The 22525-nt window shown below is 63.6% G+C and carries 19 protein-coding genes; 2 read left to right on the top strand and 17 right to left on the bottom strand.

Features of this window, described 5'->3' with window-relative positions; translation table 11 throughout:
- Together mutS and C0V76_RS05045 are read right to left on the bottom strand one after the other, a co-directional pair.
- Positions 1–2535 (bottom strand): DNA mismatch repair protein MutS, encoded by a 2535-nt coding sequence (mutS, locus tag C0V76_RS05050; RefSeq protein ID WP_101941672.1) that lies wholly within the window; start codon positions 2533–2535, stop codon positions 1–3.
- A 159-nt stretch (positions 2536–2694) separates the two neighbouring features.
- On the bottom strand, positions 2695–4008 hold the full coding sequence (locus C0V76_RS05045; RefSeq protein WP_101941671.1) for an MFS transporter: 1314 nt from the start codon (positions 4006–4008) through the stop codon (positions 2695–2697).
- Between the two features lie 300 nt (positions 4009–4308).
- Here C0V76_RS05045 and C0V76_RS05040 point away from each other — a divergent pair, with 300 nt between their 5' ends.
- Positions 4309–6117: an ExeM/NucH family extracellular endonuclease gene (locus C0V76_RS05040; protein WP_158239147.1), complete on the top strand. Its 1809-nt coding sequence runs from the start codon at positions 4309–4311 to the stop codon at positions 6115–6117.
- A gap of 51 nt (positions 6118–6168) precedes the next feature.
- Here the strand turns inward: C0V76_RS05040 and ureG are convergent, their stop codons facing one another.
- From ureG to C0V76_RS04965, 15 genes are all read right to left on the bottom strand, one after another.
- Positions 6169–6792 carry an urease accessory protein UreG gene (gene ureG, locus C0V76_RS05035; protein ID WP_101941283.1) on the bottom strand — a complete coding sequence of 208 codons (624 nt, stop codon included), beginning with the start codon at positions 6790–6792 and terminating at the stop codon, positions 6169–6171.
- A gap of 136 nt (positions 6793–6928) precedes the next feature.
- Positions 6929–7609, bottom strand: a complete 681-nt coding sequence (locus tag C0V76_RS05030) for an urease accessory protein UreF (RefSeq protein ID WP_101941282.1) — start codon at positions 7607–7609, stop codon at positions 6929–6931.
- A 96-nt stretch (positions 7610–7705) separates the two neighbouring features.
- Positions 7706–8191, bottom strand: coding sequence for an urease accessory protein UreE (gene ureE / locus C0V76_RS05025; RefSeq protein ID WP_101941281.1), 486 nt, complete (start codon positions 8189–8191; stop codon positions 7706–7708).
- A 104-nt stretch (positions 8192–8295) separates the two neighbouring features.
- Positions 8296–9996 (bottom strand): urease subunit alpha, encoded by a 1701-nt coding sequence (gene ureC / locus C0V76_RS05020; protein WP_101941280.1) that lies wholly within the window; start codon positions 9994–9996, stop codon positions 8296–8298.
- A gap of 1 nt (position 9997) precedes the next feature.
- On the bottom strand, positions 9998–10303 hold the full coding sequence (locus C0V76_RS05015) for an urease subunit beta (protein WP_101941279.1): 306 nt from the start codon (positions 10301–10303) through the stop codon (positions 9998–10000).
- 10 nt (positions 10304–10313) lie between these two features.
- On the bottom strand, positions 10314–10892 hold the full coding sequence (locus C0V76_RS05010; RefSeq protein WP_101941278.1) for a HupE/UreJ family protein: 579 nt from the start codon (positions 10890–10892) through the stop codon (positions 10314–10316).
- 140 nt (positions 10893–11032) lie between these two features.
- Positions 11033–11335 (bottom strand): urease subunit gamma, encoded by a 303-nt coding sequence (ureA, locus tag C0V76_RS05005; protein ID WP_101941277.1) that lies wholly within the window; start codon positions 11333–11335, stop codon positions 11033–11035.
- A 118-nt stretch (positions 11336–11453) separates the two neighbouring features.
- A complete protein-coding gene (locus C0V76_RS05000) occupies positions 11454–12329 on the bottom strand; it encodes an urease accessory protein UreD (protein WP_143707354.1) in 876 nt (291 codons plus the stop codon).
- Between the two features lie 154 nt (positions 12330–12483).
- Positions 12484–13176, bottom strand: a complete 693-nt coding sequence (gene urtE / locus C0V76_RS04995) for an urea ABC transporter ATP-binding subunit UrtE (protein WP_101941275.1) — start codon at positions 13174–13176, stop codon at positions 12484–12486.
- A 68-nt stretch (positions 13177–13244) separates the two neighbouring features.
- Positions 13245–14111 carry an urea ABC transporter ATP-binding protein UrtD gene (gene urtD / locus C0V76_RS04990; RefSeq protein WP_101941274.1) on the bottom strand — a complete coding sequence of 289 codons (867 nt, stop codon included), beginning with the start codon at positions 14109–14111 and terminating at the stop codon, positions 13245–13247.
- Complete coding sequence (gene urtC, locus C0V76_RS04985) at positions 14108–15211, bottom strand: urea ABC transporter permease subunit UrtC (RefSeq protein WP_101941273.1); 1104 nt, start codon at positions 15209–15211, stop codon at positions 14108–14110. The genes urtD and urtC overlap by 4 nt, the downstream gene beginning before the upstream one ends.
- Before the next feature lie 17 nt (positions 15212–15228).
- Complete coding sequence (urtB, locus tag C0V76_RS04980) at positions 15229–16989, bottom strand: urea ABC transporter permease subunit UrtB (protein WP_254048192.1); 1761 nt, start codon at positions 16987–16989, stop codon at positions 15229–15231.
- Positions 16990–17017: 28 nt separating this feature from the next.
- Complete coding sequence (gene urtA / locus C0V76_RS04975; RefSeq protein WP_101941272.1) at positions 17018–18292, bottom strand: urea ABC transporter substrate-binding protein; 1275 nt, start codon at positions 18290–18292, stop codon at positions 17018–17020.
- A gap of 120 nt (positions 18293–18412) precedes the next feature.
- Complete coding sequence (locus tag C0V76_RS04970) at positions 18413–19819, bottom strand: tetratricopeptide repeat protein (protein WP_101941271.1); 1407 nt, start codon at positions 19817–19819, stop codon at positions 18413–18415.
- Positions 19820–19921: 102 nt separating this feature from the next.
- A complete protein-coding gene (locus C0V76_RS04965) occupies positions 19922–20698 on the bottom strand; it encodes a TIGR01458 family HAD-type hydrolase (protein WP_101941270.1) in 777 nt (258 codons plus the stop codon).
- Between the two features lie 291 nt (positions 20699–20989).
- Here C0V76_RS04965 and C0V76_RS04960 point away from each other — a divergent pair, with 291 nt between their 5' ends.
- Positions 20990–22504, top strand: coding sequence for a methyl-accepting chemotaxis protein (locus C0V76_RS04960; protein ID WP_101941269.1), 1515 nt, complete (start codon positions 20990–20992; stop codon positions 22502–22504).
- Positions 22505–22525: the final 21 nt, after the last annotated feature.

Below are 22525 nucleotides of genomic sequence, written 5' to 3'. Positions count from 1 at the left end.
TCACAGAGCTTTGCGCAGCGCGTAGAGCGCTTCCATGGCTTCGCGCGGGGTCATGCTGTCCGGGTCCAGTTCGGCCAGCGCCGACAGAGCCGGATGGCTGACCTGCGCCGGTTCCGGCTCGGGCAGCGAGGCGAATAGATCATCCTGCGGGCCGCTCGCTACTTCGCGGTTTTCCAGCGCGCGCAAGCGGCGCTTGGCGTCGCGCACCACGGCGGGTGGAATGCCGGCCAGTGCGGCGACTTCGATACCGTAGCTTTGCGAAGCCGGGCCATCCTGCACCGCGTGCAGGAAGACGATGCTGTGGCCATGCTCCACCGCGCCCAGATGCACGTTGGCGCACTCCGGGTAGTCCTGGCCGAGGCGAGTCAGCTCGAAGTAGTGGGTCGAAAAGAGCGAATAGCTGAGATTCTTGTCGAGCAGATGCTTGGCGATCGAGTAGGCCAGCGCCATGCCGTCGAAGGTGGAGGTGCCGCGGCCGATCTCGTCCATCAGCACCAGACTCTTGTCGGTCGCGCCATTCAGGATGGCCGCGGCTTCGGTCATCTCGACCATGAAGGTCGAGCGGCCGGAGGCCAGATCGTCCGACGCACCGATGCGCGTGAAGATCGCATCCACTGGCCCGATCCGGCACTGACTTGCGGGCACGAAGCTGCCGCAGTGGGCCAGCAGCACGATCAGCGCCACTTGGCGCATATAGGTCGATTTACCGCCCATGTTCGGGCCGGTCACGAGCAGCATGCGCCGCGTCGGCGCCAGTCGCGTGTCATTGCTGATGAAAGCGTCGACCTGACGTTCGACCACCGGATGGCGGCCGGCCGTGATCTCGATGCCGGGCTCGTCCGAGAGTTCGGGCGCGCGGTAGTCGAAGCGGGCAGCGGCCTGGGCGAAAGCGTTGAGGCCGTCGAGCAGGGCCACGGCATGGGCGATCTGTTGCAGGCGCGGCACCTGCGGCGCGAGCTGCGCGACCAGCGCCTCGTAGAGCATCTTCTCGCGTGCCAGTGAGCGGTCTTGCGCCGATAGAGCCTTGTCCTCGAAGGCTTTCAGCTCGGGCGTGATGTAGCGCTCGGCATTCTTCATGGTTTGGCGCCGGCGGTAATCCTCCGGCACCTTGTCGGTGTTGGCGTGGGTGACTTCGATGTAGAAGCCATGCACCCGGTTGAACTCGACCTTCAGCGTCGCGATGCCGGTGCGCTCGCGCTCGCGGGCTTCCAGTGCGATGAGAAATTCGCCGCAGTTGTTCTGGATGTCGCGCAGCTCGTCCAGCTCCGCGTCATAACCGCGCGCGATCACGCCGCCATCGCGTACCTGAGTGGCGGGCTCCTCGGCAATCGCGGCACGCAAGAGCATCAGGGTGTCGAGCGGCGTCTCCAGATCCATGTGGATGTGTTTGAGGAGACTCGAATCCGCTTGCGGCAAAGGCGCACGCACCGAGTCGAGCGCAGCAAGGCTCTCGCGCAGCGCGGCCAGCTCGCGCGGGCGCACGCTGGTCAGTGCGATGCGCGTGGCGATGCGTTCAATATCGGCGATCGGGCGGAGTGCTGCAGCCACTGCATTCAGCGGGCCGTCACCGGCATCTCCCAGCAGCGCGCCTACCACGGCGTGGCGCTCGCGGCAGGCGTTGCGACTGGCCAGCGGGTGGTGCAGGGCGTGGCGCAGCCAACGCGAGCCCATGCTGGTCTCGGTCAGGTCCAGCAGCGAGAGCAGGGTGGGCGACGGGTCGCCACGCAGGGTTTCGGAAATTTCGAGGTTGCGCCGGGTCTGCGCGTCCATGCGCAGGTAGTCGCCCTCGCTCTCCACCTTCAGCGTGGTGATGTGGGCCAGGGTCTGGCGCTGGGTGCTGCGCGCAAACTCGAACAGTGCGCTAGCGGCGGCCAGCGCCACGTTCAGGCCTTCGGCACCGAAACCCGCGAGATCGCGGGTGCCGAAGTGCGTCGTGAGGAGCTCCTGCGCAGTCTTGGCATCGAACTGCCAGTCAGCCAGACGCCGGATCGCCGGCACGCGGGCTTCCAGCGCCGGCAGTTTGAGCGATTCGGGGATCAGCGCCTCGGCCGGGCGCAAGCGCTCCAGATGGCTGATCAGGTTCTCGGGCTCGGTCTCGACCAGGCGGAAGTCGCCATTGGCAAGGTTCAGCCACACCAGCCCTAGCACGCCGCGATTGAGCTGTACCGCCAGCAGCGGCGCTTCGGCGCGTTCGTCGAGCAGCGCCGCGTCGGTCAGTGTGCCGGGGGTGACGATGCGGGAGACCGCTCGCTCCATCGGCCCCTTGGTCACGCCGGGCTCGCCCACCTGTTCGGCGATCACCGCCGATTCGCCCATCTTCACGATCTTGGCGAGATAGGGCTCCAGCGCATGGTGCGGTACACCGGCCATCTTGATCGGCGAGCCACCTGAGGCGCCACGCGTGGTGAGCGTGATGTCCAGCATCCGTGCGGCCTTCTCGGCATCCTCGAAAAACAGCTCGTAGAAGTCGCCCATGCGATAGAAAAGCAGGGTGTCCGGATGCTGGTTTTTGATCCGGAGGTACTGCTTCATCATGGGGGTATGAGCGGCGAGTTCCTGGTCGCTGAGGGGCTTGAAGGGCTGCAAGCTGGGCTTCCTGCTGTGTGGGTGCGAAGCCGGGAATTGTAACAGCTCGGTGAACGTGCCCCTGCAGAAGGCCTGCCCCCAGCGAGCAGGGACAGGCCCGCAGGCAGCTTACCGACGGTGTTCGTTGGCCCAGCCGTAGGCTGCCAGCGAGGTGAAGGCCAGCAGCATCGCCAGTACCGATACCAGCGCCACATAGTGTGCACCGGCCAGCGCATCCTTCTGCAGCCACAACTGGGTCAGCACGGGCGTCAGGCCGCCGAAGATTGCGTAGGCGATGTTGTAGGCGAAGGACAGGCCGGAGTAACGGATCATGGGTGGGAAGGCGCGCACGCCAACAATGGCCATGGTGGCGATGGCGCCAACGAAGAAGCCCATCAGGCCGTAATTGAACACCAGCTCGCCATAGCTCACGCCGGCGGGCAGCACGGTGAAGAAGTGATAGGCGCTCAGTGCGAGACCGCCCCAGCTGATCAGCAGCGTCAGACGCATGCCGACGCGATCAGCCAGCCAGCCAAAGAAGCCGCAGCCGAGCACCAGCATCAGGGTTCCGACGCAGTTGGCTTCGAGCGCAGTGGCTGGCGCGATGTGGTGCATCTTCTGGAGCAGGGTCGGCGTCATCAGGATCAGTACCACGACGGCTGTGGACAGCGACCAGGTGTAGGCCCCTGTCAGCAGACAGGCCGCGCGGTGCTCGCGCAGCACGGTCTTGACGGGCATTTCTTCGGCCAGCGCGCGCTGTGCGGCGAGTTCCTTGAAAACCGGGGTCTCTGACAGGAAGCGGCGCAGATACACCGAGATGAATCCGAACAGGCCACCGAGGATAAAGGGAATTCGCCAGGCATAGCTGCCGATTTCTTCCTGCGTGAAGCTGCGGTTGATGGCGATCGCGATCAGCGATCCGAGCAGGATGCCGCCGCAGATGCCTGAGGTCAGCACTCCGACGCTGAAACCGGAATGGCGTGGCGGTACGTGTTCGGATACGAAGACCCAAGCGCCTGGCATTTCTCCGCCGATAGCGGCGCCTTGCAGTACGCGCATTGCGAGCAGCAACAATGGGGCGGCTACGCCGATGACCTCATAGGTCGGCAGCAGGCCGATGAGCAGGGTGGGCGCCGCCATCAGGAAGATGGACAGCGTGAACATGCGCTTGCGACCGAGCTTGTCGCCGTAGTGCGCAATGATGATGCCACCCAGCGGGCGCGCCAGATAGCCGGCCGCGAAGATGCCCAGGGTTTGCAGCTGGATCATCCAGTCGGGCAGGGTGGATGGAAAGAACAGGCGGCCTAGTGTGGCCGAGAAGAACACGAAAATGACGAAGTCGTAGAACTCCAGCGTGCCGCCGAGCGCGGACAGGGAAAGAGTCTTGTAGTCCTCGCGCCCCATGGGACGGGATGGGGCAGGGGTCGAATCGTAGGTGGTCATGGTCTGTACATCGAAGTCGCGCCAGCTCGCAGGGGCAAACAACTGCGACCCGAACTCAGCAGACCCGGGCCGGGAGGGGCGTGAGGATTGAGAGGCGTGCCGCAGGAGGAGTCAGCTTGCGCGTGGCGCAGAATTCGCAGGCCGGCCCTGGCCGCCGCATGCATCATCCGCCGTGCGACAGTCGGGGCAGTAATCATATTCGCGCGGCCAATGGCACGCAAATTCCTGCTTTGCAAGCATGTGTTTTGTGGGGAGCAGGGCAGGTATAGTTTGCGGCTGCCTGGCCGTACCCCGAATTGCATGAAAAACGTCTTGCTGTTCCTTGTTGCCTTTCTGTGTCTTGACCTTGCTGCCGAGGCTGCGGAACCCGTGTTGAGTGTATCGATTCCGCAGATCCAGGGGCGCGGCGTGCGCAGCCCGCTGGAGGGGCAGACGGTTACCACCACCGGGGTCGTGAGCCTGGCCACCAGTCTTGGCTTCTTCATGCAGGATGAAACCGGTGACGGTGATGAAGCCACTTCGGATGGCATCTATGTGCATCAGGGGCTGATGCCCTGGGTAACGCCAGGAGACCGGGTCAGGGTCCAGGGGGTCGTGAATGAGTATGTGCCGGAGAGCAGCGCGCTGGCGCGCGCCAACCCGCATACTGAACTGACGCGTGTGCAGGTCGATATCCTGAGCTCGGGCCCGTCACTGGTGCCGAAGCGGATCATGTTTCCCCCGGCAGTAGAGGGCGATCTTGAGCGGGTGGAGGGGATGCTGGTTGAATTGCCCGGGCTGCTGACCGTGACCCAGAACTACTTTCTCGGCCGTTATGGCCAGCTTACGCTGGCGGCAGGTGGGCGCCTGATGCGCCCTCTCAGCCAGTTCGTGGCAGGCTCGGCGGAGGCGCGGGCTCTCGCCGCGGAGAATGCCCGCCGGCGGATCGTGCTGGACGATGGCAGCAGCCGCCAGAATCCGGATCCCACGCCCTATCCGGGCAGCGGGGGGCAGGTGCGGGTCGGAGATCGTGTGCAGTCGCTATTGGGCGTGATCGACTATGGCTTGTCCGGCAACGAGGGAGCCGGGCTGACAGAGTATCGCCTTCATCCCCTTACACCGCCCCTGTTCACGCGCGGCAACCCGCGTTCCGAGCTGCCTCCGGCGCCGAAGGGAGACCTTCGCATCGCTAGTTTCAATCTGCAGAATTACTTCATTACGCTGGATCGCAGCGGCGCGGACTGTGGCCCCGGGGCTTCCCGCAATGATTGCCGCGGCGCCGACAGCGCAATGGAGCTGCAGCGTCAGCGCACCAAGATCATTCACGCCTTGGTGGCCTTGAGTGCGGATGTGGTGGGCTTGCTGGAAGTTGAGAATCGCGGCAACGAAGCGGTGCAGGACCTGGTGGCCGGGTTGAACGAGCGGCTGGGGGCCGGGACTTATGCCAGCGTGTCTCTGCCGGAGGGTGGAGCCGGGAGCGATGCGATCCGCAGCGCAATGATCTATCGACCCGCGCGGGTTGTGCCGCTCGGAGCAAGCGTGAGCGATAGCCGCCCGGTACATAATCGCCCCTTGCTGGCGCAGACCCTGGTTGCGCAAGGGCGGCGCTTTAACGTGATCGTGGCTCACTTCAAGTCCAAGGGGCGTTGCCCGTCCGAGCTCGGCAGCCTGGATGGGGAACTGGGCGACGGTCAGGGGTGCTGGAATGCCCGGCGGGTGGCGCAGGCGCAGGCGACGCGCACCTTCATTAGCGCCATGCAGCGGCGCAGCGGTGCGCAGGATGTATTGCTGATCGGCGATTTGAATGCCTATGCCCGCGAAGCGCCGGTACTGGAACTGGTTCATAACGGTTTGGTCGACCAGATCGCGCGTTTCGATACGAAGCCTTATTCCTACGTGTTCGACGGAGAGTCGGGCGCACTCGATCATGCCCTCTCGAACGAAAGCCTATGGCCTCGGATCGTCAGTGCAGGGCATTGGCATATCAATGCCGATGAGCCGGTCTATCTGGATTACAACCTGGAGTTTCGTCAGCCGGCTTGCCGAAGCTGCGCCCCGGATCGCTATCAGCCGGATCCGTTCCGCAGCTCGGATCACGATCCGCTCTACGTGGACATCCGGCTGCGCTGAAGCAGTCTCTTTCCCGGGCTGCCGAGCAGCCGGGGCTGGGTGCTAGATCAGTCAGGCAGCCGTGCGCAGCATGCCCTGAGTTTCGATGAAGGCGATGATTTCATTGAGGCCCTGACCCGTCTTCTGGTTGCTGAAGACGAAAGGCTTGGTGCCGCGCATCTTCTTCGAGTCGCGATCCATCACTTCAAGTGAGGCACCCACCAGCGGCGCCAGATCGATCTTGTTGATCACCAAGAGATCGCTCTTCATGATGCCCGGCCCGCCCTTGCGCGGAATCTTGTCGCCGGCCGATACGTCGATCACATACAGCGTGAGATCCGAGAGCTCGGGCGAGAAGGTGGCCGCCAGGTTGTCGCCGCCCGACTCCACGAAAATGATCTCCAGCCCCGGAAAACGCCGGTTGAGCTGGTCGATGGCCTCCAGATTGATCGAGGCATCTTCGCGGATCGCGGTGTGCGGGCAGCCGCCTGTTTCCACGCCCAGAATGCGCTCGGCGGGCAGGGCCTCGTTGCGCACGAGGAACTGTGCGTCTTCGGCGGTGTAGATGTCGTTGGTCACCACTGCGATGTTGTACTTGTCGCGCAGGGCGGTGCACAGGGCGAGGGTCAGAGCGGTTTTGCCGGAGCCGACAGGGCCGCCGATGCCGACGCGCAGGGGTTGGGATGATGCGTTCATGATCTGTTCTCAATGAGGTCGTAACAAAATGGAGTGAAGCGCAGCGAAACGATTCTGGCACGGCGTACCGACGCAGACAGTACAAGTGGTACGGCAAGGAGGTGCAACAAAGGCAGAACCATTTTGCTACGGCCTCTTAGGATCGGAAGAGTCTGGTGTATTGCGTCTCATGCTGACAACTCGCCAGCGTCATGCCGGGGGTGAAGTTTTCCCAGTCCTCTGTATCCGCTCGGCGAACGGCTTCAAGCGCGAGGGCGGGCAGGTCTTCGGCCAGGGCGACGAGCATGCGCTGGCCAGCGGTCTGGCCCAGCGGCACGAGCTTTACGGCGGCCATCACCTGATTCTCCAGCCAGGCCCACAGATAGGCGTTGGCTGCATCTGTTTCGTCGATGTTCCAGTGCGCCGCCGCAGCAGCCCAGGGAGTGGGGAAGGCTATTTCGCGCAGCTCGAGCAACGCGGTTTTGGTGGCCTCTGGCGTATCCGGCAGGTCGCGCAGCAAGCGCGCCAACGAGTAGCCCATCTGTAGGGTTTCGGCGCGCAATTCGCTGGTTTCGCGGGTGGCGATGAATTCGGCATTCAGACGCGCGATTCCGTCAGCGTTGCCTGCTTTCCAGGCGCGCAGCAGGCCAATCAGGGCCGGCGCTTCGCAACGCGCCAGCGCGAGATGCAGGGCATCGCGGATCCAGGCTTGCGCAGCGGCTTCCGAGCTGACCGCGCCCGATTCGACGGCCCATTCCAGACCTTGCGAGTAGGAGAAGGCACCGACGGGCAAAGCCGGGCTGGCCAGATGGAGGAGTCGGACGAGCTGCAGATTCATGCGCTGTAGCCCGGATGAAGGCCGCTGGCCGGAATCCGGGGAAGCATGTCGAGGCACCGGCCCCGGATTCCGCTACGCTGCATCCGGGCTACGGTGTTACGCATGGCCGCCCATCACGTGAATCTTGGCTTCGGTGGCGCCGCGTTCGGAATGATGATGGCCGGGCGCGTAGGCGCCGGCTTCGGGTTCAAATGCGGCGACGATGTGCAGCAACTCTGCGCCGAGGCCTTCGAGCATGTGTTCGAGCACATGATCCTGCTGGATGCGCAGCGCGCCTTCACCCACTTGCACGGCGACGTGGCGGTTACCCAGGTGGTAGGCCGTACGCGCTAGCTCGAAAGCGCTGTTGCAACGGGCTTCGACGAGGGCTTCGGGCGCAGCGATCACTTCCACGATGCGGCCATCCTTGGCTTGCAGCTTGTCACCACCGCGCAGGATGGTGCCGCGCGGCAGGAATAGCCCGACCTCTTCACCGGAGGCGAGCTTGGTGCGCAGACGGCTCTTGGTGCGGGCGTCGAAATCGAGGATCAGCTTTTCGCTGGCAGGGGTGTCGGCGGGGCAGAGGGATTCGATCAGGAGCATGGTTGCAGAAATGGAAAGTCGTGAGTGGGGCGCCGGTGGATGGCCGGCTTCAGTCGGCCATCCACGCATGGTGTGCGGCTAAAGCCGCACCTACATTATCCGCGTCAGAACAGGAAGTAGCGCTGTGCCATCGGCAGGCTGGTTGCTGGCTCGCAGGTCAGCAATTCGCCATCGGCATGGACCTCGTAGGTCTCGGCATCAACCGTGATTTCACCGCACCAGTCGTTGTGGATCATGTCGGCCTTGGTCACGCCCCGGATGTTCTTCACTGCCACGAGTGGCTTGGCGAGGCCCAGATCCTTGAGGGTGCCTTTGTCCAGCGAGGCTTGCGATACGAAGGTCAGCGAGGTTTTCAGGCCGCCCCCGAAGCTGCCGAACATGGGGCGGTAGTGCACCGGCTGCGGGGTGGGGATCGATGCATTCGCATCGCCCATCGCCGCCGCTGCGATCATGCCGCCCTTGATGATGGTGCTGGGCTTTACGCCGAAGAAGGCAGGGCGCCAGACGACCAGATCGGCGAATTTGCCGACTTCGACCGAACCAACCACATGGCTGATGCCGTGGGCGATGGCCGGGTTGATGGTGTATTTGGCGATGTAGCGTTTGGCGCGGAAGTTGTCGTTGCGTTCGCCGTCGCCGGGGAGCGCGCCGCGCTGCTGCTTCATCTTGTGCGCGGTCTGCCAGGTACGGATGATTACTTCGCCCACGCGGCCCATGGCCTGCGAGTCGGATGAGAACATCGACAGGGCGCCGATGTCGTGCAGGATGTCTTCGGCGGCGATGGTCTCGCGGCGGATGCGCGATTCGGCAAAGGCCACGTCTTCGGCAATCGATGCATCGAGGTGGTGGCAGACCATCAGCATGTCCAGATGCTCGTCGATGGTGTTCACTGTGTAGGGGCGGGTCGGGTTGGTGGAGCTGGGCAGCACGTTCTTCATGCCGGCGAGCTTGACGATGTCCGGCGCATGGCCGCCGCCCGCACCTTCGGTGTGGAAGGTGTGGATGGTGCGGCCCTTGAAGGCGGCGGCGGTGTCTTCGACGAAGCCGGATTCGTTGAGGGTGTCGGAGTGGATGGCAACCTGCACGTCCAGCTCTTCGGCCACGCCCAGGCAGGTGTCGATGGCCTGCGGGGTGGTGCCCCAGTCTTCATGCAGCTTGAGGCCGATAGCACCTGCTTCGACCTGCTCACGCAATGGCCCCGGCAGGCTCACATTGCCCTTGCCGAGAAAACCCAGATTCATCGGGAAGGCGTCGGCCGCCTGCAGCATGCGCGCGATGTGCCAGGGGCCGGGCGTGCAGGTGGTGGCGAAAGTGCCGGTGGATGGGCCGGTGCCGCCACCAATCATGGTGGTCACGCCGCTCATGAGCGCTTCGTCGATTTGCTGCGGGCAGATGAAGTGGATGTGGGTGTCGATGCCGCCGGCGGTGATGATCTGGCCTTCGCCTGCGATCACTTCGGTGGCCGCGCCGATGGCGATGGTCACGCCCGGCTGCACGTCCGGATTGCCGGCCTTGCCGATGCCACAGATGTAGCCGTTCTTGATGCCGATGTCGGCCTTGACGATGCCCCAGTGGTCGATGATCAGTGCATTGGTGATTACCGTGTCGGCCACCTCGGCGGCGGGCAGCTGGCTCTGGCCCATGCCGTCGCGGATCACCTTGCCGCCACCGAACTTCACTTCCTCGCCGAGGATGGTGAAGTCTTTTTCGACCTCGATGATCAGATCGGTATCGGCTAGACGCAGGCGATCACCGACGGTGGGGCCGAACATTTCCGCGTAGGCGCGGCGGGAAATCTTTGCCATCTCAGAGTGCTCCTTGCACGAGGCCGCGGAAGCCATACACCTTGCGTTCGCCCGCGTAATCAACCAGCTCCACGGTGCGGCTCTGGCCCGGCTCGAAACGCACGGCCGTGCCGCTGGCGATGTTCAGGCGCATGCCGTGTGCAGCGGCGCGATCAAAGCTGAGCGCCGCATTGGTTTCGGCAAAGTGGTAATGCGAGCCGACCTGGATGGGTCGGTCGCCGGTGTTCGCTACGCTGAGCGAGTGCGTACGGCGGCCGACATTGAGTTCGTGTTCGCCATCTTCGACAAGCAGTTCTCCGGGGATCATCACGTGCTCCTCAGGCCGCCAGCAGGGTGAAGCCGAACAGGGCGACGGCTGCGCCACACAGACGAGGCAACCACACACTGCGTTCCAGTGCGAAGCGGGTCAGCAGCATGCCGAAGACATGCAGCACCAGAGTGCTGAAGACCATACCGGAGAGCGCGGCCAGCGCTTGCTGAGCCGGAAGCTCGGCGCCGTGGGCGAGGCCGTGGAAGAGGGCGAAAGCGCCGGCTATCGCAGCGCCAACGATGGCGGGCAGCTTCACCTGCAGGCCGACCAGCAGGCCCAGCACCAGCAGGGAAGCGGCAATCATCGGTTCGACGCCGGACACCTGTACGCCTGCGAAGGCCAAGAGGCCGCCGATCAGCAGCACGCCTGCAAAGGCCGCTGGTGTGATGAGGGCTGCACGTGTGTTGTGGCGGAATGCCAGCATGCTCCATACGCCTACCATGATCATCGCAGCCATGTGATCCAGGCCGGTGAAGGGGTGCGAGAGGCCGGCAAACAGTGCCGAGCCGTGGACATGATCGCCACCGGCATGGGCAAAGGCGAAGGCGGGGAGCAGAGCGGCGAGGGCAATCAGAGCGCGTTTCATGGTGGACTCCTTGAGGGATTAAGCGCGTGAAGAAATCGTAGCGAGCGCGACAAGGCCGAAGTGAGGCGCGGAGGCGTACGTAAGTACCTTGAGCACTGGAACTTCGGGATTGGCGTGCGCAGTAGATTTATTCATGTGCGTCAGATGATCGGGTGGTGGACGGTGACGAGCTTGGTGCCGTCAGGAAATGTGGCTTCAACCTGGATCTCGGGGATCATCTCGGCGATCCCGTCCATCACGTCATCGCGGGCGAGCAGCGTCGTGCCATAGCTCATCAGCTCGGCAACACTGCGTCCGTCGCGGGCGCCTTCCATGATTGCTGCGCTGATGAAAGCTACGGCCTCCGGATAGTTGAGCTTCAAGCCACGCGCCTTGCGACGTTCAGCGAGCAGGCCGGCGGTGAAGATCAACAGCTTGTCTTTTTCGCGGGGGGTGAGTTCCATTGTTTCTCCTAAATTTCATGCCATTTCGGAAACGTTCCGGTCGCGAAGACGAGCCGCAGGCAGTGCCTGGGCCACGGCAAGGCGAAGTCGACAGGCGCGAGGCGTTTCCGGGATGGCATCAGGTTTTCCAGATGCGGGGCGGTACTGCCTCGCGTTGCAATACATGCGGCCGGGCGATGGCCCAGACTGCTTCAAAATACTGGCGGATCGCTTCGGCAGAGTCTGCCATGGCGCGAACGATCGTGACTTGTGGCAGGGCGGATAGCCCATATGTTCCGGCGCTGATGGCGAGCGTGCGCAGCGATTCGGTGAGCGTAGCATCCGGCGTAATGCCAGCCAGCCACAGCGTGCCGAAAACCCGGTTGTTATTGAGTCCGACAGGCGAGCGCATGGCGCAGTCCGAGCCTTGCAGATGCATGGCTTCCTGCCAGAGCGGTGTGCCGTCCGGGCGCTGCAGGCGCAGGCGCTGACGGAATGAGCCGGTCCTGAAGTCTTCGCCGCTGGCCTGGCGGCCCAGGCACAGGATGTCCCAGCCGATGGCGCGGGCGCCTTCGGCGAGGCTGATGAGGGTGCTGGCACGCGCCTGCGCCTGGTCGAATAGGATAACTTCTTGCGGCAGCCACTCCAGCTTGCCGCCAGCGGCTATGTTCAGGGTGATGTCCTGCGTCGCGAGCGCCTGATCCGCTCCACGTGCCTTGTACCACTTGCCGGCACCGGGCGTGGTGAGCTGGGCGTGGGCATCGGCGGCGACTTCGACTTCGATCTGCAACTGGTCACCGCCGGCGATACCTGCCGGCGGGTGCAGCATCAGGATCTGACAGACAGGATCGCCTTCCGGGTAGAGCGCTTTCTGCACGCGCAGCGGGCCGTAATGCTGATTACGGGCGAGCACGCTGCGCCCAGTCCGGTTCTCCACGCGCAAGGCGAGCGAAGCCTGCCAGCCTAGGGGTTGGGTGAAGGGGGGCGGGTGTGTCGGATCAGCGGGGGCGTTCACTTGAGTTCAGGTTCAAAATCCTATCCCGGTGCATAGCAAGAGCGGTGCCATGCCGGGAAACGGCTCCCGGCATTACGCAGACAGGTTTGAAGCTTGTTTTTAGTGCATCAGCACGCATTTGGTGCGTGATGATGCACTAGAGTCGGGCGTCGAGTTAGATGGCGACCAGACTCTTCACATTCTCCGCTTGCATCTCGCTGCCAGGGCCGGCCTTGACGATTTCGCCACGCGCCATGACGGCGTACTGGTCCGCGAGTGATTCCGCAAAGTCGTAATACTGTTCGACCAGCAGGATGGCCATTTCACCGCCTTCGGCCAGCTTGCGAATGGCGGCACCGATATCCTTGATGATCGAGGGCTGGATGCCCTCGGTGGGCTCATCGAGGATCAGAACTTTGGGGCGCATGGTGAGTGCGCGGCCGATGGCGAGCTGTTGTTGCTGGCCGCCGGAGAGGTCGCCGCCCCGGCGTTTGAGCATGTCTTTCAGGACCGGAAACATCTCGTAGATGTAGCCGGGAATGCCACGTGAGGCCTTGCCATTGGCGAGGCCCATCAGCAGGTTCTCTTCTACCGTGAGGCGCGGGAAGATTTCGCGTCCCTGCGGTACATAGGCCATGCCCAGCGCTGCGCGATTGTAGGCAGCCAGCCGGGTAATGTCGCGGCCATCAAAAGATACCGAGCCTTTGGCCACGGGCAACAGACCCATCAGGCATTTGAGCAGGGTGGTTTTGCCCACGCCATTGCGGCCCAGCAGAGTGGTGACTTCGCCTTGCTTGAGCGAAAGCGAAACGCCGCGCAGGGTGTGGCTGCCGCCGTAGTACTGGTTGAGGTTTTCGATGGTCAGCATATTCATTCCGTAGGGTGCGCATTGCGCACCATCCATGCGGTGCGCAATGCGCACCCTACATATCCCGGCTAGCGGCCGAGATACACCTCAATCACGCGTTCATCGTTCTGCACCTGCTCCAGCGAGCCTTCGGCCAGCACGCTGCCTTCGTGCAGGCAGGTGACCTTGCCGTTGCGAGCGGAGATCTGCTTGATGAAATCCATGTCGTGCTCCACCACCACCAGGGTGTAGTCGCCGGCCAGATCCAGGAACAGCTCGCCGCTGCGCTCGGTTTCTTCATCGGTCATGCCCGCCGCAGGCTCGTCTAGCAACAGCAGGAGCGGTTCCTGCATCAGCAGCATGCCGATTTCCAGCCACTGCTTCTGGCCGTGTGAGAGTAGACCAGCCGGGCGATGGGCCTGATCCTTGAGGCGGATGAGCTCCAGCTTCTGTTCGATCTTGCTGCGGGCCTCGCCGCTGAGCTTGAAGAACAGGCTGGACCAGATGCCCTTGTCGGTCTTCATGGCGAGTTCGAGGTTCTCGAACACGCTCAGCTCTTCGAACACGGTGGGCTTCTGGAACTTGCGGCCGATGCCGGCGTGGGCGATCTGTGCTTCGTTCAGCTTGGTCAGATCGATGGTCTGGCCGAAGTAGGCGGTGCCGGCGCTAGGGCGCGTCTTGCCGGTGATCACATCCATCATGGTGGTCTTGCCGGCACCGTTGGGGCCGATGATGGAGCGCAGCTCACCCTTGTCGATGGCGAGATTCAGGTTGTTGATGGCCTTGAAACCATCGAAGGACACGGTGATGCCTTCGAGGTAGAGGATCACGCCGTGCGTGGTATCGAGCTGGCTCGAATCAACCGGGCGCTCAAGGCCTACGGCGCGGTCGAAGGCGCTCTCGGCGCCGGAGATCGGCAGGCCGGGTTTCTTTTCTGTTGTCGCGGCGGCGTTCATGCGCGCTTCTCCTGCTTGCTGAAATAGCCCTGGACTTGGCCGACCACGCCGCGTGGCAGCCACAGGGTGACGAGAATGAAGATCAGGCCGAGGAAGTAGAGCCACACTTCGGGGAAGGCCACGGTGAACCAGCTCTTCACGCCGTTGATGAGGCCGGCGCCGATCAGCGGGCCGATCAGGGTGCCGCGCCCGCCTACGGCCGTCCAGATGGCGATCTCAATGGAGTTGGCCGGGCTCATTTCACCGGGATTGATGATGCCCACCTGCGGCACATACAGCGCACCGGCAATCGCGCAGATTACGGCCGAGAGCGTCCAGATGAAGAGCTTGTAGGGCAAGGGGTTGTAGCCGGAGAACATGACGCGCGACTCGGCATCGCGGATCGCGGCGAGCACCCGGCCGAGCTTGCTGGTGACGATGAAGCGGCCCAGCAACAGGAAGCCGATCAAGGCTGCGGCGGTCAGCCCGAATAGCACGACACGGGTTTCCGGTGCTGCGATGTGAAAGCCGAGGATGCGCTTGAAATCGGTGAAGCCGTTGTTGCCGCCAAAGCCCGTTTCGTTGCGGAAGAAGAGCAGCATCGCGGCGTAAGTCATGGCCTGGGTGATGATCGAGAAATACACCCCCTTGATCCGCGAGCGGAAGGCAAAGTAACCGAAGATGAAGGCCAAGAGGCCCGGCACCAGCACCACCAGCAGCATGGCCCACAGGAAGTGCTCGGTGCCTTGCCAGTACCAGGGCAGCTCCTTCCAGTTCAGGAAGACCATGAAGTCCGGCAGGTCGCTTTGGTAGTTGCCTTCGCGGCCGATGGCGCGCATCAGGTACATGCCCATGCCATAGCCGCCGAGGGCGAAGAAGATGCCGTGGCCCAGCGAGAGGATGCCGGTGTAGCCCCAGACCAGATCCATGGCCAGTGCCACGATGGCGTAGCACATGATCTTGCCGATCAGCGTCACCCAGTAGGTGGAGAGGTGCAGGGCACTTGTTTCCGGCACGACGAGGTTGAGGATGGGGACCAGAATCAGCGTGACGGCGGCAAAGGCGGCCAGTGCAGCCCAGGCTTTGGGGCCGAAGAGGCGGGCGGTGAGGGTCTTGTTCATTACTTGTGGCTCCACGCTCAATTGTCGACAAACCGGCCCTTCACCGCGAACAGCCCCTGTGGCCGCTTCTGGATGAAGATGATGATGAAAACGAGGACCGCGATCTTGGCGAGCACTGCGCCGGCGAAGCCTTCCAGCAGTTTGTTCAACACACCGAGGCCCAGTGCGGCATACACGGTGCCGGCAAGCTGGCCGACGCCGCCCAGCACCACGACCATGAAGGAATCAATGATGTAGCCCTGGCCCAGATCCGGCCCTACGTTGCCGACCTGCGCCAGCGCACAGCCGGCGAGGCCGGCGATGCCCGAGCCCAGGCCGAAGGCCAGCGTGTCGACACGCGGGGTGGCCACGCCGACGCAGCTCGCCATCTGGCGGTTCTGGGTCACTGCGCGCACAAACAGGCCGAGGCGGGTGCGGCTCAGGATCAGGCCCATACCGATCACGACCAGCACGGCGAAGGCGATGATGGCCAGACGGTTGTAGGGCAGGATCAGGTTGCTCATGACCTGTACACCGCCGGAGAGCCAGGCCGGGTTTTCGACCATCACGTTCTGCGCGCCGAAGAGGCTGCGCACGGCCTGGATCAGCATTAGGCTGATGCCCCAGGTGGCGAGTAGTGTCTCCAGCGGGCGGCCATACAGGTGGCGGATCACCAGACGTTCCATCGCCACGCCCACCAGCGCCGAGGCGCAGAACGAGACCGGGATGGCGATCAGCGGGTAGAACTCAAAGAGCCCCGGCGCGTGGGCGCGGATCAGGTTCTGCACGGCGTAGGCGGCGTAGGCGCCGATCATGATCAGCTCGCCGTGGGCCATGTTGATCACGCCCATCAAGCCGTAAGTGATCGCGAGGCCCAGCGCGGCGAGCAGCAGGATGCTACCCAGCGACAGGCCAGTGAACAGGCCGCCTGCGGCTTCACCCAGCTTGAGGTGGGAGTTGATCGAGTTGATGGCCTGCTGGGCTGCCACGCGCAGGGCTTCGTCGGCTTCACGATAGCTGCTTCCCTCTTTCTCGAGCAGGGCGCCGAGCAATACCTTGGCGTTCGGCTCACCGCTGCCACCGAGGGTCTGGATGGCCGCGAGGCGGATGGCCTTGTCCGGATGTTGCAGCTGGGCGGCAGCCTGGGTAAGGCGCAGCAATTTGGCGATCTGCGGGTCAGACTCGGTGGCCAGCGCCTTGTCCAGCAGGGGCAGGATCGCCGGGTTGGCCGAGTCCTGCAGTTTCTTCACGGCTTCCAGGCGTTCGCTCTGGTCGGCCGAGGATAGCGCGAGGGCGGCGAAAGCACCGTCCAGTGCATTGGTGACGCGGTTATTGCTGACCACGTCTTCGAGTTCATCCGGCACCTTGGCCAGTTTTTCACCGCTGATGGCATCGCTGGCGGTTTCCCCATCAAAAATGATGGCTTGCTTGCCTCCGAGCGATTTGAGCGTGTCGTCGCGCAGGGCTTCGAGAATGGGCAGAGCTTCTGGATCGGCGCTGCCGGCAATTGCATAGAGCGCGGCGACCTTGGCGTCGTTGTCGCCCGTGGCGAGCTGGAGGATCAGTTCGGGGGCGGGTTTGGCGAGGCCGAGCGGGCTGGCAAGCGTGAGAGCCAGGCTCAGCAGGGCAAGAAGGGCAGGGCGCATGAAGGTCATGGCGGTCTTGAAAATCCAGGATTCAGGCGTGGCGGGCCGTAAGGCCCGGGTGTCCGGCGGTGAGGCCGGCTGCAGCAAGGGCAAGGGAATTGCCTTGATGCACGCGCGCTGCGCGCACCCGGCATGAAGAGGAAGGGGATGCATGCATCCCCTGTCCTTTCAGATCACCGGATTACTTCTTTTCCGGCTCATCCTTCTTCTTGTCGTTGCCTTCAACAAACGGGCTCCAGGGTTGGGCCTTGACCGGGCCCGGGGTCTTCCACACGACCTTGAACTGGCCATCCGCCTTGATCTCGCCGATGAACACCGGCTTGTGCAGGTGGTGGTTCTTCGGGTCCATGGTGGAAACGAAACCGCCCGGAGCCTTCACGGTCTGGCCGGCCATGGCGGCGATGACCTTGTCGGTGTCGGTCGATTTGGCCTTCTCGACAGCTTGCGCCCACATCTTGATGCCGATGTAGGTGGCTTCCATCGGGTCATTGGTCAGCGGCTTGTCCTTGTGACCGGCGATGTTGTTCTTCTTGGCGTAGTCGCTCCACTGCTTCACGAAGGCCGTGTTGGTCGGGTTCTTGATGCTCATGAAGTAGTTCCAGGCGGCCAGGTGGCCGACCAGCGGCTTGGTATCCACGCCGCGCAGTTCTTCTTCACCCACCGAGAAAGCCACCACCGGCACGTCGGTTGCCTTCAGGCCCTGGTTGCCCAGTTCCTTGTAGAAGGGCACGTTTGAGTCGCCATTGATGGTGGAGACCACAGCTGTCTTTTTGCCTTCAGAGGAGAACTTCTTGATCTTGGCGATGATGGTCTGGTAATCGCTGTGACCGAAGGGGGTGTATTCCTCCAGGATGTCGGCATCGGCCACGCCCTTGCTCTTCAGGAAGGCGCGCAGGATCTTGTTGGTGGTGCGCGGATACACATAGTCGGTACCCAGCAGCACGAAGCGCTTGGCACCTCCACCGTCCTTGCTCATCAGGTACTCGACGGCCGGAATGGCTTGCTGGTTGGGCGCAGCACCGGTGTAGAACACGTTCTTGGAGAGTTCTTCGCCTTCGTACTGCACCGGGTAGAAGAGCAGGCTGTTCAGCTCTTCATAGACCGGCAGCACGGATTTGCGGGAGACGGAAGTCCAGCAACCGAAGGTGACGGCGACCTTGTCCTTGGAGATCAGCTGGCGGGCCTTTTCGGCGAACAGCGGCCAGTTGGAAGCCGGATCGACGACGACCGGTTCGAGCTTCTTGCCCAGCACGCCGCCCTTGGCGTTGATCTCTTCAATCGCCATCAGCACGGTGTCTTTCAACACGGTTTCCGAGATGGCCATGGTGCCGGAGAGCGAGTGCAGCACGCCCACCTTGATGGTGTCAGCGGCCGAGGCGCTGAAGGAGGCAAAGCCGGCGACGGCCATGGCGGCAGACAGCGCCGAGATCTTGATGAAGCTGCGACGAGATTGCATGTGAAAGCTCCCTGAGTGTGTGGTGGTGTGCAGGCGACCGTTTCCTGATCGCGTGGTGCCACTTTAGGGAGTCAGCTTCGGGAGCTGAATACGTCAGAGTGCGTAGGCGCTGCGTAGTGCTCAGCGCGACGGGCGTTGAGGCAAGGCCTGCAGCGCGACGACCAGTGCGTCAACCACGCTGCGCCAGTCGCCATGGCTGGGCTGACGGAACAGGCGCATGCCCGGGTACCAGGGGCTGTCGTCGCGCTCCAGCTGCCAGCGCCAGTCGGTATTGAAATGCGGCAGCATGACCCAGCAGGGCTTGCCCAGCGCACCGGCCAGATGAGCCACCGCCGTATCCACGCTGATCACGAGATCGAGCCCTGCGATCACGGCTGCGGTATCAGCAAAGTCCCGCAGTTGCGGGCCGAGCGGAGTGATCGGGCAGGCGGTCTGCACGGTATGCGCCTCGTCTTCCCCAGTGCCTTTCTGCAGGCTCACGAAGCTCACGCCGGGGACTGACCACAGCGGCGCGAGATGCAGCAGGTGCGGAAGGGAGCGTTCGCGGTCGTTCTCGAATTTCGGATTGCCGCGCCACACCAACCCTATGCGCAGGCCACCGTTGGGCAACACGCGTTGCCAGCGCGCTTTGTCCGCAGCATCCGGATGCAGGTAGGGCGTGGCGGCCGGGATGCTACGGGCATTGGTGCCGCAGTAGCGGGGCAGGCTCAGCGGAGGACACCAGAAGTCCCAGCTCGCCAGATGTACCGGGTGGTCGAGGGGCAGCACCTGATCGATACCCGCCAGCGTGGTAAAGAGCCGCTGCAGGCCCGGGTGGCATAGCAGTTCGACCCGTGCCGCACCGCGTGCCTTGAGCAGGCGCGCATAGCGGCTGAACTGGATCATGTCGCCATGGCCGGCCTCGCAGGTGATCAGGATGGACTTTCCCGTCAGTGCTTCTCCCTGCCAGCGGCGGATGCCAAGGGTGTCGCCGAGAACATTCTCCAGGCCGGCATACCAGTCGCGTGCCTCGAAGTAGCTGAGGCCTTCGTCGAAATTGCCCTGGCGCAGGAGCAGGTAGCCCAGGTTGTAGCGGGCGCTGGGGTAGTCCGGCGAATGCTCGAGGGCTGTGTACAAGCAAGCTTCGGCTTCGGCATCACGGCGCAGGCTGACCAGCAGTGCGCCGAGGTTGGACCACAGGGCTGGGGTGTGCGGGTCGCTGGAGATGCCTTCGCGATAGGTGGCGATGGCGGCTTCGAAGTCCTGGCGGGCTGCCAGCAATGCGCCGTAGTTCAGGAACAGTTGCGGGCTGCGCTCGCCCAGCTCCAGGGCGTGGCGATAACAGTGCTCGGCCTCTGTCGCCTCGCCGCCCTGATCGAGTAGCAGGCCCAGATTCACCCAGGCTTGCGAGAATTCCGGTTGCAGGCTGATCGCGCGGCGGAAACAGCCCTCGGCTTGGGTACGGGTACCCGCCATCATCAGAGCCACCCCTTCATTGAAGAGGGCGTCGGCGGGCGGGGCGAGGAGGGCGCCGGAAGCGTGGTTCATGTGAGCTGGATGGGCTGCGATGCAAGCGAGGCCAGCTTATGAATTTTTCAGCGCCAGTGGGTTAACTTGATATTTTTTTACTCCTTGGGCCGGGGCGTATGTTCAGACGCGCGCCAGGATGGCCGTGACGGCGGCCGCGAAGTCATCGCAGACGAGTGCCGGGCGCTCGCCTGCTGCCTGTTCATCGGCTGGCCGGTATTTGCCGGTCCGTACGAGCATGGCGGCAACCCCGCAGGCTTGGGCGCCTTGCACATCGTCGCGCAGATCATCACCGATCATCACGGCCTCCTGCGCGCCGATGCCCAGTTCGCCCAGCGCGGCCTCGAAGAAGGCTGCAGCCGGTTTGCCGATGATGGTGGCTTGTACGTCTGCGGCGTATTCCAGGGCAGTGACGAAAGCGCCCATGTCAATCGTGAGTCCGTCGGTTTCCTGGAAGAAACGGTTGCGGGCCATGGCGATCAGCGGCAGGCCTTGTTTGAGCAGGCGGAAGGCCTGGTTCATGGCGGCAAAACTGAAGCCATCGGCCGCATCGCCGAGCACCACGGCATCCGGTGCGGCGGCGCTGGGGCCCATTTCGGCGGCAATGTCCGGGTGAATCAGCAGCCAGGGATGCAAGTGGTGACGCTGTACATATTGGTGCGTGGCATGCACCGCCGTCATCACCTCATCCGGCGCGATGCCCAAGCCCATCGCCTGCAGCTTGCCGACCACGCTGGCGCGCGGACTGCGTGTTGTGTTGGTGAGAAAACGCAGTGGCAGCTTGGCTGCACGCAGGCGCGCCAAGGCGTTGATGGTGCCGGGCAGGGCACGATCACCGACGTGAATCACGCCGGCCAGATCGATCAGCACGCCGCGCGGGCGGGAGGGCAACTCGGGCATGGCAAGTCTCCTTGGCAGAACCTATCTTCAGCTTATGCAAGAAGCGCGCGCACTGTTGGGCATTCAAGCGAGGAGTCCGCACTGCCGATAAATGCGTGGCCTCCCTCTTTTGTCATCCGCACTGTCATGCACGACTTGCTGCGTACCCGTACTGCCCGTTGGACCCTGCTAGCCGCTTGGCTCAGTGCCAGTTTCGGCGGGCTGCTCTATGTTGAGTACGAAGCGGCTCTGCGCGGCATCCTGTGCAGGGTGGCTACTGGCTGAAGTACGCAAACCACAGGAGCCGCTCACATGAACCCATCCGCTGCACAGAATTCCGAGCAACAGGCCTTGCAGGCTTTTCGGGCCCGGGCCGATGGGTTGTTGGCTGGGGTGCTGGGCCTGTTACTGCTGGTCTGCCTGGGCCTTGCCGTGGCCAATGGCAGCTGGTTGCCGGCGCTTCTGCTGGGCGTGCCGGCCCTCGTCGTGCCACTGGCCCTGATCCGTTTGGAGCCGGGCGGCCTGATCGCCAGACTGGCAGTGGCGGCGGCCTTCATGATTTTCTCAGGACTGATGATTCATCAGGCGCGCGGCATGATCGAGGCCCACTTCGGCATCTTCGTGCTGCTGGCCTTTCTGGTGTTGTACTGCGACTGGAAGCCGCCGGTGTTTGCGGCCGGGCTGATTGCGGTGCATCACGTGCTGTTCTCGTGGCTGCAGGCCGGCGGGCTGGGCGTATATGTGTTCCCGCAGCCCGGCACAGTCGGGCTGGTGGTGCTGCATGCGGTGTATGTGGTGGTGGAAACCGTGGTGCTGTGTTTTGTGGCCTTGCGCTTGCGCGCGATGGTGCTGGACGCAGCCGAGGTCTCCCGCTTCGCGCTGGAAGTCAGCGCCGGCCGCCTCGACTATCGCTTCGATGCCGCGCGGCGCGAGGCCAGCCCGGTGATTCAGGCGGTGGCCACGATGCAGGATCAGTTGCGCGAATCGCTGCAGCGCGTGAGCCAGGGTTCGGGTCGTTTGGCTGCACTGGTGACGCGGCTGAATGCCTCGGTGCAGGCGATTGCCGGCGATGCGGCCGAGCAGGGGCAAGCTACCCAGAGCATGGCCACGGCAATGCAGGAGATGAACGCCTCGATCAGCATGATTACCGGAGAGGCGGCGGAAGCGCGGCGTCTCGCTGCGGCCTCGCAGACGGCGGCGGCCGAGGGCGGGCAGGTGGTGCAGAATTCGGTCAGCGAAATGGGTGCGATTGCCGGGGTGATCTCGCAGGCGGCAGAGCGGGTCGAGGAGCTGGGCGAAAAGTCCGAGCGTGCCGCCCAGGTCGTCAACATCATCAAGGAGATCGCCGACCAGACCAATTTGCTGGCCCTGAACGCGGCCATCGAGGCAGCACGGGCTGGTGAAACGGGGCGCGGCTTTGCCGTGGTGGCTGACGAAGTGCGCAAGCTGGCCGAACGTACGACCAAGGCTACCAACGAGATCAACCAGATGATGGACGACATGCGCGCGGCCAAGCAGAGTGTGCTGGATACCATCGAGCAGGCGGTCGGCAAGGTCGAAGCCGGTGTGGCGCATGCGGGTGAGGCCGGTAGCCGGATGGCTCAGATCAACACCCAGACGCATAGCGTGGGGGAGGTGGTGGAAGCCATTTCCGGCGCCCTGAGCGAACAGAGTACGGTGACGGGCGAGATCGCCAGTCATGTGGACCGGGTGTCCTGCCGGGCGGACTCGGCGACCGCAGCCACCCGAGATATTGCCCAGGAGGCGGGCGAGGTGCAGGAAGTGGCGCACGATCTGCGGGATTCGCTGGCGCGCTTCAAGCTCTGAGCTCCGGCTCGTATCGGGGGC

Origin of the sequence: Uliginosibacterium sp. TH139, from assembly GCF_002855595.1 — a bacterium.
Lineage (GTDB): Bacteria > Pseudomonadota > Gammaproteobacteria > Burkholderiales > Rhodocyclaceae > Uliginosibacterium > Uliginosibacterium aquaticum.
The sequence above is the reverse complement of the archived record's forward strand: the minus strand, read 5'-3'. Positions and strand labels throughout refer to the sequence as shown.

Coding starts and splice junctions, on each gene's coding strand:
- mutS (WP_101941672.1), bottom strand. CDS start 2,535: ATGATGAAGCAGTACCTCCGGATCAAAAACCAGCATCCGGACACCCTG.
- C0V76_RS05045 (WP_101941671.1), bottom strand. CDS start 4,008: ATGACCACCTACGATTCGACCCCTGCCCCATCCCGTCCCATGGGGCGC.
- C0V76_RS05040 (WP_158239147.1), top strand. CDS start 4,309: ATGAAAAACGTCTTGCTGTTCCTTGTTGCCTTTCTGTGTCTTGACCTT.
- ureG (WP_101941283.1), bottom strand. CDS start 6,792: ATGAACGCATCATCCCAACCCCTGCGCGTCGGCATCGGCGGCCCTGTC.
- C0V76_RS05030 (WP_101941282.1), bottom strand. CDS start 7,609: ATGAATCTGCAGCTCGTCCGACTCCTCCATCTGGCCAGCCCGGCTTTG.
- ureE (WP_101941281.1), bottom strand. CDS start 8,191: ATGCTCCTGATCGAATCCCTCTGCCCCGCCGACACCCCTGCCAGCGAA.
- ureC (WP_101941280.1), bottom strand. CDS start 9,996: ATGGCAAAGATTTCCCGCCGCGCCTACGCGGAAATGTTCGGCCCCACC.
- C0V76_RS05015 (WP_101941279.1), bottom strand. CDS start 10,303: ATGATCCCCGGAGAACTGCTTGTCGAAGATGGCGAACACGAACTCAAT.
- C0V76_RS05010 (WP_101941278.1), bottom strand. CDS start 10,892: ATGAAACGCGCTCTGATTGCCCTCGCCGCTCTGCTCCCCGCCTTCGCC.
- ureA (WP_101941277.1), bottom strand. CDS start 11,335: ATGGAACTCACCCCCCGCGAAAAAGACAAGCTGTTGATCTTCACCGCC.
- urtE (WP_101941275.1), bottom strand. CDS start 13,176: ATGCTGACCATCGAAAACCTCAACCAGTACTACGGCGGCAGCCACACC.
- urtD (WP_101941274.1), bottom strand. CDS start 14,111: ATGAACGCCGCCGCGACAACAGAAAAGAAACCCGGCCTGCCGATCTCC.
- urtC (WP_101941273.1), bottom strand. CDS start 15,211: ATGAACAAGACCCTCACCGCCCGCCTCTTCGGCCCCAAAGCCTGGGCT.
- urtB (WP_254048192.1), bottom strand. CDS start 16,989: ATGCATCCCCTTCCTCTTCATGCCGGGTGCGCGCAGCGCGCGTGCATC.
- urtA (WP_101941272.1), bottom strand. CDS start 18,292: ATGCAATCTCGTCGCAGCTTCATCAAGATCTCGGCGCTGTCTGCCGCC.
- C0V76_RS04970 (WP_101941271.1), bottom strand. CDS start 19,819: ATGAACCACGCTTCCGGCGCCCTCCTCGCCCCGCCCGCCGACGCCCTC.
- C0V76_RS04965 (WP_101941270.1), bottom strand. CDS start 20,698: ATGCCCGAGTTGCCCTCCCGCCCGCGCGGCGTGCTGATCGATCTGGCC.
- C0V76_RS04960 (WP_101941269.1), top strand. CDS start 20,990: ATGAACCCATCCGCTGCACAGAATTCCGAGCAACAGGCCTTGCAGGCT.